Raw genomic sequence first — 12,649 nt, forward strand, 5'->3', positions numbered from 1 at the left:
AAATCAAACAGCCGACACATCTTCTAATCATCGCCGGTTAGTGTTACGGTGAACGAAAGTGAAGACGAGGGAGTCGGCTGTTCCGTTGGTTCGCCGACGCCGCTCCAACCAAGGAGGGTCAATGGCTGACACAACATCCACACTCACGCCGGTCAAGCTCGGGTCGAAAGCATCCTGGATCGCGTACCTCGCAGACGCGCTCGGCTACTTCGAGGAGGCGGGACTCGACGTCACCCTCCTGGACAAGCCGACCATCAAGGAGCTCGAGGCCGCGGGCGAGCGGATCGACGTCCAGGTCAACTGGCTGCAGCACGCGGTCTACGGCACGGCCAACGGCAAGCCGCAGCTCGCGGTCATGATGCTCCACGACGCGACCGGCATCACGATCATGGTCGCGGACGGGGCGAAGGACCAGATCACGTCGGCCGCCGACTTCGCGGGCAAGCGGATCGCCGAAGGCGCGAGCCACTCCTCCAAGGGCATCCTCACCAACTACCTCGCCACCAAGGCCGGTCTCCCGAGCGGCAGCTACACGCCGGTCTACGCAGCCCTCGACGGACGGCGTGAGGCGGTCGCGCAGGCGCTGCAGGACGACAGCGTCGACGTGCTCACCTTCATGGAGCCGATGACGACCTTCGTCCGCAACAGCGACAAGGTCTCGGTGCTCTACGACTTCGGCACCCGTGAGAGCACCCTGGCCGAACTCGGGCTCGTCTGGCCGGCGGAGTCGCTGCTGGTGAACCCGGACTACCGCCGCGAGAACCCCGACACGGTGCAGAAGCTCGTCGACGCGTTCGTGAAGACCATGGAGTACATCCACGCCAGCTCTCCGGAGGAGGTCGCCGGACAGCTGCGCGGCACGCTCCTGGCGGGCAAGTCCGACGCCGAGGCGGTCGAAGCCATCGCCAAGCGCTGGCCCACCCTCTCGCACGACTACGACTTCCAGCGGGAGTCCGTGCAGCTCGTCATCGACGCGATCCAGGCGGCGCCGTTCGACGACTCCGCAAGCGGGCAGACCCGCGCGAAGTCGAAGGAGATCCAGATCGATCCCGAGACGCTCTACGACAACTCGTTCGTCGTGAACGCGCTGCAGCCGCTCGCGCAGGGCCTCTGAGAAGAGGGAGGACGACACGATGGTGGCATTCTCCGAGTCTGCGAAGCAGGCTCTGAACGAGGGCAGGCCGTTCGATCAGGCCGTGGTGGAGTTCCGCGACGCCGTCTTCTCGTCGCCGTCGTGGATCGACCACGGCCTGGCCGTGGTCGACGACGTCCCCGTGGACGGCGACACGGCCTCCACGCACGACACCGCTGTGACGATCTCGCAGCTCCTGGGCAGGCTCCTGCCGCAGGACGGCGACGGTGCGCTGGTGCGCGAAGTGCGCTACCGGGGCAAGCAGCTCGGTGAGGGCGCGACCGGCCGGTACTCCGACAGCAAGGACGGCGGCAGCTTCCACACCGACGGGCCCCACCGCCCCGACACCGCGCCGGAGTGGTTCGCACTCCTCTGCGTGCGCCAGGCGAAGTCGGGAGGCGGACTCATCCTGGTGCTCGCCTCGCAGATCATCGAGCGACTGGACGCCGGCACGGCTGCCGTGCTCCAGCAGCCGTTCCTCTTCGACCAGCGCGAAGAGGGCGCGGCGCCCGTCGCACGACCGGTGCTCCAGCAGGACGCCGATGGCGAGTGGCGCGTGAACTACCTGCGCGAGTACATCGAGCTCGGCCACCGCCACCCGGACGGAACTCCCCTCACGTCCGCTCAGCGGGACGCGCTCGACCGGTTCGACGCGGTGATCGCCGAACTCGTGGAGGCGCCGGACCGGATCGAGATCAAGCTCGAGCCGGGCCAGTACGCCCTGATCGACAACCGGCGCCTGCTGCACGGCCGGACGGCCTTCGGTGACGATCCGACCGACCTCGATCGACTGATGATCCGCACCTGGATCCGTCCGTCCCAGCTGGAGGCGGCCGCCTGACCGGGTACCGCGTGAACGGGTGAGGCCCCGGGGACATCGTTCCCCGGGGCCTCACCCGTTCACGCGAGCCGTCACGGCCGCTGCAGCGACGGCAGCCACTCCGCCAGCCGCCGGCCGGCCTCCACCAGCCAGCGCACCGGTTCGGCCTGCGCCGCGTCGACGCTGCCGGAGAGGGCCGCCAGGCTCCAGGACGCCCGGATACCGCGCGAGGCGAGCTCGTCCGCGTCCAGCGCCACCCGCCCGGCGATCGCGACCGCGGGCACGCCCCGCGACATGGCATGACCGGCGGCGACCACCGGGGCCTTGCCTGCGAGGCTCTGACGGTCGAGGGAGCCCTCGCCGACCACGACGAGATCGGCGGCCCGGACGTCCGCCGCGAAGTCCATCAGCTCCAGCACGACGTCGGCCCCGCCCACCGGCTGTGCGCCCAGGACGGCGAGCGCCGCGAAGCCGATCCCGCCACTGGCGCCCGCGCCGGGCAGGAGCGCGGCATCGCGACCACCGTCGAAGAGGCCGGCCCAGTGCGCGAGGCCCGCCTCCAGGAGGGCGACCTCGCGCTCGCCCGCGCCCTTCTGCGGGGCGAACACCGCCGCAGAGCCGTTCTCGCCGAGCAGCGGATTGCCGACGTCGAGCGCGACCCGGAGCCGGACGTCCCGCAGGCGTGGATCGAGCGCGCCGACGTCGACGCCGCGGACATCCGTCAGTGCTCCGCCGCCCGAGAAGAGGCTGCCGTCGGGCTGGGCCGTCAGTCCCAGGGCGCCGAGCAGGCCGGCGCCGCCGTCCGAGACGGCGGTCCCGCCCGTCGTGAGCACGAGGTCGCGGTACCCCGCGTCCAGAGCGGCGGAGATGAGCGCACCGACGCCCCTGCTGGTCGCGCGGACGCAGCCGCGCGGGCCCGGGTCCGGCACATGGTGCGCCCCTGCCCCCTGTGCCGCCTCGATGTAGGCGGTCCCGGCCAGACTCGCCCAACGTGCGCGGGCGTCGGCGCCGAGGGCTCCGGGGACGACCAGCTCGTGCGGCTGCGCGCCGGAGGCCACGAGCGCGTCGATCGTGCCTTCGCCGCCGTCGGCGATGGGGCGCTCGACGACGACATGCGACCCGCCCTCGGCGCGGATGCCCTCCGCGATGGCACGGGCGGCCTGCGCGGCCGTGAGCGAGCCCTTGAACGAGTCGGGCGCGACGACGATCCGGGACGGCATGCCCGTCCGCCTAGGCGGAGGCGACGAGTTCCGGCCGCTCCGTCTGCTCGTCGGAGTTCAGCCAGCACCGCACTTCGTGTCCATTGTCGTCGACCCGGGAGACCCCGGGCATCTCGGCCGAGCAGCGCGCCATCGCGAACGGACAGCGCCGCGCGAACGGGCATCCGGTCTGCTCTCCCGCGGAGGCTGCGCCTCCGCCCTTCCCCGTTCCACCGGAGATCAGCGCGTTGTCGCCGCGCCTGGACGGGTCGGGGGCCGACTCGATCAGGAGCTGCGTGTACGGGTGGGCCGGATGCTGGGTCACGCTCTCGGCGGTGCCGCGCTCCACGACGTGACCGCGGTACATGACGACGATCTCGTCCGCGAAGTAGCGCGCCGACGCGATGTCGTGCGTGATGTACAAGGACGCGAGGTTCCGCTGCTCCTTCAGCGAGGCGAGCAGGTTGAGGATGCCGAGCCGGATCGACACGTCGAGCATCGAGACCGGCTCGTCCAGCAGCAGCACCGACGGATCGGCGGCGAGGGTGCGCGCGATGGCGACCCGCTGCAGCTGGCCGCCGGAGAGCTCGTGCGGGAACTTCGACAGGAACTGCTGCGGCGGGAGGAGGCGGACCGTGGTCAGGAGGCTCTCCAGCTCGCTCTCCAGCGCCGCGCGGCCGCCTCTGAATCCGTGCAGTCGCAGCACACGCGCCAGCTGGTAGTGGATCGTGTGGGCCGGGTTGAGCGACGCGAAGGGGTCCTGGAGCAGCAACTGCACGTCGCCGACATAGCGGCGACGAGCCCTGCTGCCGCGGATGCGCACGCGTCGGCCGCGCAGCAGCACGGAGCCCTTCGTGGGCAGCGTCAGCTGGGAGAGCAGTCGCGCGACCGTCGATTTCCCCGAACCGGATTCGCCGACCAGCGCGACGGTCTTCCCCTCGCGCAGCGAGAGATCGAAGGTGTCGACCGCGACGACGGTCCGCCGGCCGCGGACCCGGTATCGCTTACCCAGCCCGACGGCTTGGAGGATCGGGGTGTCCGTGGATTCGCTCATTGGTTGACCACCTTCTCGGCTGCGGCGTACTCCTCGTGCACGACGGTGCACGCCACGAGGCGTTCGCCGTCCGTCGACGGTTCCGACCAGCTCGTCGCGCCGGCCCCGTCCGGATCCGGCCGGATCGCGAGCAGCGGCGGGTCGATCGTCTTGCACGCCTCCACGGCGATCGGACAGCGCGGATGGAAGGCGCAGCCGGTCGGCATGCTCCGCAGGCTCGGCGCAGCGCCGCTGAGGGTCCCCAGCGTCTTCCTCGGGCCGCGCAGCGTCGGGAACGACTGGAGCAGCTTCTTCGTGTACGGGTGGAGGGGGTTGTCCATGATCTCCTCCGAGGTCGTGAGCTCGACGATCTCACCGCCGTACATCACGGCGATGCGGTCCGCGACCTCGAGCAGGAGTGACAGATCGTGCGTGATGAAGATGAACGAGCTGTCCAGCCTCTGCTGAAGGTCGACGATGCAGCGGAGGATGTCGCGCTGCACGACGACGTCCAGCGAAGTCGTCGGCTCGTCGAGGATGACGACAGCCGGGTCGAGCGCGAGCGCCATCGCGATCATCACGCGCTGCCGCTGGCCGCCCGAGAGCTCGAACGGGTGGGAGTCCAGCCGCGAGGGGTCGATCCCCACGAGCTCCATCAACTCGCGGGCGCGCTCGGCGCGCGCGGACTTCGGCAGCTGGGGCCGGTGGCTCTTGATCGTGTCCTCGAGCTGCGTCCGAACGGTCAGCACCGGGTTCAGCGAATTCATCGCCGCCTGGAACACGACGGACGTCTCCTCCCACCGGAACCGCCGGAGCTCCTCGTCGGAGGCGCCGAGAACATCGAGCTCCTCGCTCTTCGCGCCGGTCCGGCCGTAGTACGTCACCGACCCCTTGGCGACGCGCCCGGGAGACCGCAGCAGCCGGGTGATGGCGAAACCGAGCGTCGACTTGCCCGAGCCCGACTCGCCTGCGAGGCCGAGGATCTCGCCGCGGCGCAGCGACAGGTCGATGCCGCGCAGCGCGTGCAGGGGATCGTCGTGGCTGCCGTAATCGACCCAGAGGTCGGATATCTCGAGGATCGTCTTCGACGGGTCGACAACCGACGAGCGCGCCTGCTGCAGCTGCGCGGGGGCGACCGTGGGGATGGTCGTCGCAGCGGCCGCCGCCTGCGCCGCCTGCGCCGCCTTCGCCCGCGCCCGGCCCTGCCGCACCTGACCGACGCCGCGCAGCCGCGGGTTGACGACCTCGTCGATGCCGAGGTTGATCATCGCCAGCCCCATGCCGACCAGAGCAAGGCAGATCCCGGGCGGGACGTACCACCACCACGCTCCGGTCAGGAACGCGTTACCGTTCTCCGACCAGTGCAGGATCGCACCCCAGCTCCAGCTCGTGACGTCGCCCAGGCCGAGAAAAGCGAGCCCGGTCTGGACGATGATGCCGGCCAGGACGCTGAAGAGGAAGTTGGTCGTCACGATCGCCGACACGTTCGGCAGCACCTCGACCCAGACGATCCTCCAGGTGGGCTCCCCGGCGTTCCGCGCAGCCTCCACGTAATCGCGGTTCCGGATGGACAGCGTCTGCGCTCGAAGCTTCCGCGCACCGTGCGACCACGCGGTGATCGCGATGACGAACGCGGTGAGCACCCAGCTGCTGGTCCCGATGTAGGCGATGATCAGGATCTGGAGCGGCAGCACCGGGATCACGATGAAGACGTTCGTGAAGAGGGACAGGAACTCGTCGGTGAACCCGCCGGCGAATCCGGCGGTGACACCGATGACGATCGCGATCAGCTCGCTGATGATCGCCGCGAGGAAGCCGACCTCCAGGCTCAGCCGCGTGCCGGTGAGCACCTGGGAGAAGACGTCTTCGCCGAGCGCGGTCGTGCCGAGCAGATGCTGCATCGACGGCCCCTGGAGCACATCGGAGCTCGTCGCCGACGGGTTGTACGGCGAGATCCACGGGCCGATCACGGCCAGGATGAGGAAGACCATCAGGATGCTCACGCCGATGATCACCTTGCTCGATCGCATCCACTGGCGCTTCGACACGCGTCGGCGCGCGGCTTTGACTGCGGGCATCGCAGCTGTGACGGTCATGGCGACTCCTACGCGTTCCGGGTTCGGGGGTCGAGTGCGAAGAATGCGATGTCGGCCAGGAAGTTGGCCGCGAGCACCGCGAGGGTGGTGACGAGCAGGATGGCCTGCAGGAGGGGGTAGTCCTGGTTGCTCACCGCTTGGTAGAGGACGTATCCGATTCCCGGATACGAGAAGACCTTCTCCACGAGGAGCGAGCCGCTGACGACCAGCCCGAGCTCCATCGCGAAGCCGGCGACGGCGGGGAGGATCGCGTTGCGGGCCGCGTAGTTCGTCATCACACGACGGGAGGACAGGCCCTTGGCCTGGGCGACGACGACGTAGTCCTCGGAGAGCGTGGTGACCATCATGTTGCGCTGGAGGAGCATGTGCCCGGCGAGCGAGCCGATCACGATCGTCAGCGCCGGAAGCACAGCGTGCTGCAGGACGGACAGGATGAACTCCGGGTTCCAGCCCGGGGTCGTGCTCGGGTCGTACCCGCCGCTGACCGGGAACCAGCCGAGGCCGAGGGCGACGACGGAGACGAGGACGAGGCCGATCCAGAAGTGCGGTACGCCGCGGAGCAGGGCGCCGATGGGAAGGAGCGAGTCCATCCAGCCGCCGCGCTTCCAGCCGGCCATCACACCCAGCAGCGTCCCGATCCCTCCGGCGATGAGGGTGGAGATCCCCATGAGGGCGATCGTCCAGGGGAGCGCACCGGCGATCACCTGGAAGACGGGGGTCGGGAAGTAGGTGAACGAGAGACCGAGATCGCCGTGGAGCAGATTCGACCAGTAGTCGATGTATTGGCTCCAGAGGCTCTGATTCTTGTCCAGGCCGAACGCGGTGGCCAGTGCTGCAGTGGCGTCGGGCGACAGCTGTCCGCTGAACCGCTCCATCACCGCTTGTACCGGATCGCCGGGCATCAGCCGGGGCAGCAGGAAATTGATCGTCACGGCCGCCCACGCCGTGAAGACGTAGAACGCCAAGCGCCGAGCGAAAAAGCGCATTGCGCCCCCTTCTGCATTTTCCGTCGAGGGCACCGCTGGCCTTCGACGTTGATGGCCACGAGACTATGTGATTGACACACTTGGGATGTATCAGCTGTTTTATTTAGAAACGAACGTACGCTTGCTCACGCATAGCTGTCAAGCAAATGCGCCGATGCAACGGCATTTCCCCGAGGATAGGTCAGGAATCCGTCCCACATGACGAAACGACGTGCGCTGTCCCGGTCGATGCGGACCGGATGACCCGACAGTCTGGTCTGGGTGGACAGCCCGGCGTCGATGTACGCCTCGAGCCGGCCGCCGGACAATCGCGGCGACTCCACCAGCCCGTCGACCTCCGCACGGGCGAGCACCCGTCGGATGGCCTCCGCGGCCGCCCTGACCTTCGGGCTGCAGATCCCGGGACGCCGATCGGCGAGATGCTTCTCCACCCACGACATGCTCATCGCGCACGCGAAGCCGTGCGGGATCCCGTACTCGGCCGTCAGATGGTACGAGAACGCGTGCGCCGCCGTCGTCCGGCTGACCGCGATGGCGGTGCCCGCCAGTGTGGTCGCCGAGAGCAGCTCCTGCGCCTGGTGCACGTCACGGACCGCGAGCGGCGCCGACAGATGGGCCACGAGGGCTTCCCGGGCGACGACGGCGGCGCGCTTGCTCTCCGGCGTCCTCGCCCTGCTCCACCCCGCTTCGACGGCGTGGCAGAGCGCGTCGAGGAGCGCGGGAACGCTGTGCTCCGGGGGCGCGCTGAGCACGAGGGAGCCGTCGAGGACCGCCCGTTCCGGCCTCACCGCCGGGGCGTCGAGCGAGACTTTGCGCCGGTTCCGGTAGAGCGTGGCGAACGGGGTGACCTCCGCTCCCGTGCCGGCCAGGGTGGGGACCGCGATCACTTCGGGTGGATCCGCACGCATGGACGACGTGTCGCCGCGCAGGCCCGCGTCGATGGACAGCCGATCGGGGCACAGAAGGCGCGCGGCCTTGGCGAGGTCGATCGTCGAACCGCCGCCGATGGCCACGATCGTCCGCGGCCGGAACTGCTCGATGAGCGCCGACAGCGCGATGACATCGTCGGTCGTCGGGTTCGGGTGCGTTCGCCCGTAGTGCGACGCCCCGGCAGCGAGCAGGTCGGCGGCGAGCGGGATGTTCCTGACCGCGCGTTCGCTCGCCACCAGCAGCACCGGCCCTGCCGCGGTCAGTGCGCGCGGGTCGAGCAGGCCGGCGGCGCCGAAGCCGGCCTCGAGGGCGGGCGCCGCGCCGCGCGCCGCCGCCTCCGCAAGCAGCCGGTGGACTTCAGGCGAGGACATCGACATCCACCGCCTGCCGCCGGACTCGCGCGGCCACGTCGGCCAGACCGAGGCTCGCACCCGCCCGATGGGGGATCTCGCCGCGCACCGGACCCGCTCTGACGACGATCAACCGGGGCCCTGGCCCGTCGAACGGCCGCACGAGACAGTAGTCGAGATCGGTGATGGATTCGACCACCCAGGCCGACGCGTACCCGCAGGCACGGGCGATGGCGACGAAGTCGGTCGACGGCGCGGAACTGGCCTGACCTCCGGTGGACTCATAGCCTCCGTTGTCGATGACGACATGGAGGAGGTTCCGCGGTCGTGCGGCGCCGATCGTCGAGAAGGCGCCCAGTTGCATGAGCGCGGCGCCGTCGCCGTCGATGACGACGACCGGACGCTCCGGCTGGGCCGTCGCGTATCCCAGAGCCAGCGACGACACGTGGCCCATCGACCCCTGCATGTAGAAGTTCGCCGGCCTGTCGCCCGCCGCATGGAGGAACCGCGACGCGTAGCCGGTCGTGGCGAACACGGTCCAGTCGGCGTCGCACGCGCGAGAGATCGCCTGCGCGACCTCCGCGGTATCGGGCAGGCTGGGCGCATTCGAGTGCCCTCGTTCCGTCCGCGGATGCGCGCCGATCGAGCGGAACGGCACCAGGACGAACGCGGGCCGGCCGGAGTCGACGATGTCAGCGGCACGATCGAGGACGGACTCCGGGTCCGCATCGGTGAGCGGCGCAGCCCAGACACCGAGCTCGGCCAGGAGCGATTCGAGGGTCGAGCCCATGATCGCGTGCTGCGGCTCGTCCGCCGCCGGGTCCGGCCAGCCGCGCATGCTCATGAAGGCCAGGACGGGAATCCCGTACGGCTGGCTGAGCGAAGTCAGGGGGTTCAGCAGATTGCCGAATCCGCTGTTCTGGAGGAACACCGCCTGCCGGCGACCGCCGAGCCAGGCTCCCGCCGCATCGGACAGGGCAAGACCCTCGTTCGCCGCCGGACGATAACGCCCCTCGGCGGTCAGATGCCCGATGGGCCCGCCGAACGTGCTGCACGGCACTCCCCCGGCATGTGCCCAGCCCCGGTCGGCCAGCGCGTCGACGAACCGGCAGCACTCGATCATGCGCCCAGCTCCAGCCAGTACTCCATGTTCTGCAGCTCGAAGATGTCGGCGACGGTGGCGATGCGGGACTCCACGGGGCGGGGGCAGCCGGCCGCGATCATCGTCTCGAAGGTCGCCTGGACGGCGGTGACCGTCGCTCGCAGGCCCTGGTTCGCGTGGATGATGAGCGACGCCCCTGCCTCATAGGCGTCCGCGACGGTCCAGTCGGGATAGGTGGTCGGGACGATGGCGACGGGGAGTCCGCCGCTCCAGCGGTCGAGGAACTCCTCGATCTGGGTCTTCTCCTTGGCCTTCGAGTGGATGAGGATGACGTCGGCTCCCGCGGCGGCGAACGCGTCCGCCCTCCGCAGCGCCTCGTCCATCCCGGCGCCGGCGATGAGCGCCTCGGTGCGGGCGATGATCACGAGGTCCGGCGACGACTGGGCTCCTTTGGCCGCACGGATCTTGCGGCTGAACTCACCGATGGTCACGAGCTCCTGATGCCGCTCCTCGGCGAAGCTGTTCCGCTTGGGGAAGACCTTGTCCTCGAAGCACACGGCCGCGATGCCGGCTGCTTCGTAGCTGCTGACGGCGTAGGCGACGTTCGCCTCTCCGCCGAACCCGGTGTCGCAGTCCGCGATGACCGGCAGCGAACTCGCGTTGTCCATCGTGCGCGCCGCCTGGAGGAAGTCCGACATCCCGAGCAGTCCGATGTCGGGGAGGCCGTGGGCGGCCGAGATCTCGAGACCCGACGCCCACACCGCGTCGTATCCGGCGCGGCGCGCGAGCGCGGCGCCGATTCCGTTGTGAGCGCCTGCCGCGAGCACGGGACCATCCCCGTCCAGCAGAGCTCTGAGTTGTGCGGCTTTCGACATGGGGTACCTCGCTTCTCGTACGTATGTGGATGTGGGTCCGGCGCCGACGTGTTCAGTCGGCGCCGGACCCACTGGATTCGGTGGCGCGTCAGCCTTCCGGATGCGTCTTCGTGTCGATGAACAGCACGATCACGAACCCGGCCGCGACGGCGAGCGCAAGCAGTGGCGTCAGGATCAGCGGGTTGACGCCGGCGACGGCCAGGAAGCCGCCGATGATCAGGACCGTGGCGACGGAGGCCGCGATCTTCCAGTCGTCTCCGATGATGAAGTCGTAGATGAACATTCCGATTGCTTTGATGACCTTCATGGCTCACACCTCTTCTCGGGCGGTCGCGGAGGCGACCTGGCGGACGATGGGCGACGGCTCCACCTTGAGGATGCGCACCAGCACGATCGACAGGAGGATCCAGAACGCCAGGATCGGGATGAGGATGAAGTCGGCCATCGGCCATTCGAGGCTCTGGCCCGACGGGGTGACGGCTCCGAGGCCCTCGATCGCCCAGAACGTTCCGAAGGTGGTCAGCAGCATGCCGACACCGAACTTCAGGGTGTTCTCCGGGACCTTGGTCAGCGGTGCGTGGATGACGACCGCGAGGATGAGGACCACGACGACGGCCGCGACAGCAGCGATGATCGCGACGGGCATGTTGTGCGCGTTCAGTCCGAAGGTGATGACGATGAACACGACCTCCACGCCTTCGAGGAAGACGCCCTTCATGCTGATGATGAAGGAGAACCAGTCGAGCCCGAGGAACGTGCGGTTCTCGGCCGCGGCGGCCTCCTTCGACTTCTTCTCGAAGATCGCCGCCTCATCGTGGAGGCCCTTGCGGCCCGCAGCACGGAGAATGCCCTTCCGGAGCCACTGGAGGCCGAAGATCAGCAGCAGCGTGCCGACGACGAGCTGGAGCGACGATCGCGGCAGCCAGGTGGCGAGTGCATAGCCGGTGACGGCGGTGAAGGCCGTCAGCGCGACGAGAGCGGCGACGATGCCCCAGATCGTCGACTTCCAGCTCCGGGTCATTCCCATGGCGAGCACAATCGTCAACGCCTCGACCATTTCAACGATCGCCGCGACGAACACGGAGATTGCCAGGCCCCAAACGGCACTAGACATGCGATCCATCCTTTCTCTGTCTGTTCACGCTCTTATCGGTTTGCATGTTCAGATTGTAACAGTTGTTTGATTTTGATTTCAACGTTAAGTCGCCAATTGCTCAACGACAGTTCAGTCTGATCCCGGCTCAGTCCACGCTGATGCTGTACCGCTCAGCGCGGACGAGGATGGTCTCGGCGCGAGCGAGCCGCGGCTTGTCGCTGCCGTCGCGGATGATCCCGCCGCTCGCGCTGAACTCGGCGAAGAACCCCATCGCCCAGCGCACGTCCGACGCGCTCGGGCTGAGGCTCTCGTTGATGACATCCAGTTGCTCGACGTCGAGGCACAGCTTGCCCGTCATCCCCATGGCGACTCCCGCCGCAGACTGCTCGCGCAGGACGCCGTGGGACTTCGAGACGGTCGGCCCGTCGATCGGGCCGGGCAGCCGCCCGATGCGAGAGGCGACGACGAGACGCGTGCGCGGGTAGGCCATCGCGAGCTCGTTGTTCTCAGCGCCCGTGTCTCGCCGGTAGTCGCCGCTCCCGAACGCGAGCCGCGCTGCGCCTCGCGCTGTCGCGATCGCGCAGGCGCCTTCGATCCCGACCGCGGACTCGACGAGCGCGACCACCGGGATCTCGCCGCCGAGCCGCTGGAACGTGTCGGTGACCTGCTCGGCGGCCTCGGTCTTCGCGAGCATCACGCCGGCGAGCGACGGGATCCGGCTCAGTGCCTCGAGATCCGCGGACCAGTGCGGCGAGCTCCAGTCGTTGATCCGCACCCAGGCGCTGCCGCCACCCAGGAGCCAGTCGACGACGTTCGAACGGGCGAGACCCTTGCGCGTGTCGTCCACCCCGTCCTCGAGGTCGAGCACGACCTGGTCCGCGCACGACAGCTGCGCGTGGTCGAATCGGCCGGCCTCCAGGGCCGACAGCAGCAGCCACGATCGGGCGTCGCCGACGCCGATTCTGGTGGACTCCCGCTGGCTTCGCTGATCAGCCAGCGCGGTGATGGTGCTCGCACGTGCAGTCCCCAT

Annotated in this window: 12 protein-coding genes; 2 read left to right on the top strand and 10 right to left on the bottom strand. The window is 69.0% G+C overall.

Translation table 11 applies throughout. From position 1 onward, the window contains the following. Positions 1–121: 121 nt before the first annotated feature. Complete coding sequence (locus F1C12_RS11060; RefSeq protein ID WP_185275077.1) at positions 122–1,114, top strand: ABC transporter substrate-binding protein; 993 nt, start codon at positions 122–124, stop codon at positions 1,112–1,114. Between the two features lie 19 nt (positions 1,115–1,133). After that, a complete protein-coding gene (locus tag F1C12_RS11065) occupies positions 1,134–1,973 on the top strand; it encodes a TauD/TfdA family dioxygenase (protein WP_185275078.1) in 840 nt (279 codons plus the stop codon). A gap of 71 nt (positions 1,974–2,044) precedes the next feature. Here F1C12_RS11065 and F1C12_RS11070 read toward each other — a convergent pair whose 3' ends face one another. The 10 genes from F1C12_RS11070 to F1C12_RS11115 form a co-directional block, all read right to left on the bottom strand. Further along, the gene (locus F1C12_RS11070; protein WP_185275079.1) at positions 2,045–3,172 is read right to left on the bottom strand and encodes a glycerate kinase; all 1,128 of its coding nucleotides are present in this window, start codon (positions 3,170–3,172) and stop codon (positions 2,045–2,047) included. A gap of 10 nt (positions 3,173–3,182) precedes the next feature. Then, complete coding sequence (locus tag F1C12_RS11075) at positions 3,183–4,205, bottom strand: ABC transporter ATP-binding protein (RefSeq protein WP_185275080.1); 1,023 nt, start codon at positions 4,203–4,205, stop codon at positions 3,183–3,185. Next, positions 4,202–6,280 (bottom strand): dipeptide/oligopeptide/nickel ABC transporter permease/ATP-binding protein, encoded by a 2,079-nt coding sequence (locus tag F1C12_RS22705; RefSeq protein WP_258045847.1) that lies wholly within the window; start codon positions 6,278–6,280, stop codon positions 4,202–4,204. The genes F1C12_RS11075 and F1C12_RS22705 overlap by 4 nt, the downstream gene beginning before the upstream one ends. A gap of 8 nt (positions 6,281–6,288) precedes the next feature. Then, the gene (locus F1C12_RS11085) at positions 6,289–7,266 is read right to left on the bottom strand and encodes an ABC transporter permease (RefSeq protein ID WP_185275081.1); all 978 of its coding nucleotides are present in this window, start codon (positions 7,264–7,266) and stop codon (positions 6,289–6,291) included. Positions 7,267–7,391: 125 nt separating this feature from the next. Beyond that, positions 7,392–8,567, bottom strand: a complete 1,176-nt coding sequence (locus F1C12_RS11090; protein ID WP_185275082.1) for an iron-containing alcohol dehydrogenase — start codon at positions 8,565–8,567, stop codon at positions 7,392–7,394. Then, a complete protein-coding gene (locus tag F1C12_RS11095; protein ID WP_185275083.1) occupies positions 8,554–9,669 on the bottom strand; it encodes a thiamine pyrophosphate-dependent enzyme in 1,116 nt (371 codons plus the stop codon). The genes F1C12_RS11090 and F1C12_RS11095 overlap by 14 nt, the downstream gene beginning before the upstream one ends. Then, entirely contained in the window at positions 9,666–10,523 is an 858-nt protein-coding gene (locus F1C12_RS11100) for an isocitrate lyase/phosphoenolpyruvate mutase family protein (protein WP_185275084.1), read from the bottom strand. Before F1C12_RS11100 ends, F1C12_RS11095 begins: the two co-directional genes overlap by 4 nt. Before the next feature lie 88 nt (positions 10,524–10,611). Then, positions 10,612–10,830, bottom strand: a complete 219-nt coding sequence (locus F1C12_RS11105) for a hypothetical protein (RefSeq protein WP_185275085.1) — start codon at positions 10,828–10,830, stop codon at positions 10,612–10,614. 3 nt (positions 10,831–10,833) lie between these two features. Next, a complete protein-coding gene (locus tag F1C12_RS11110; protein WP_185275086.1) occupies positions 10,834–11,637 on the bottom strand; it encodes a COG4280 domain-containing protein in 804 nt (267 codons plus the stop codon). Positions 11,638–11,764: 127 nt separating this feature from the next. After that, positions 11,765–12,625: an HpcH/HpaI aldolase/citrate lyase family protein gene (locus F1C12_RS11115; RefSeq protein ID WP_374939578.1), complete on the bottom strand. Its 861-nt coding sequence runs from the start codon at positions 12,623–12,625 to the stop codon at positions 11,765–11,767. Between the last annotated feature and the right edge of the window lie 24 nt (positions 12,626–12,649).

This window comes from Leifsonia shinshuensis, assembly GCF_014217625.1.
Taxonomy (GTDB): domain Bacteria; phylum Actinomycetota; class Actinomycetes; order Actinomycetales; family Microbacteriaceae; genus Leifsonia; species Leifsonia shinshuensis_A.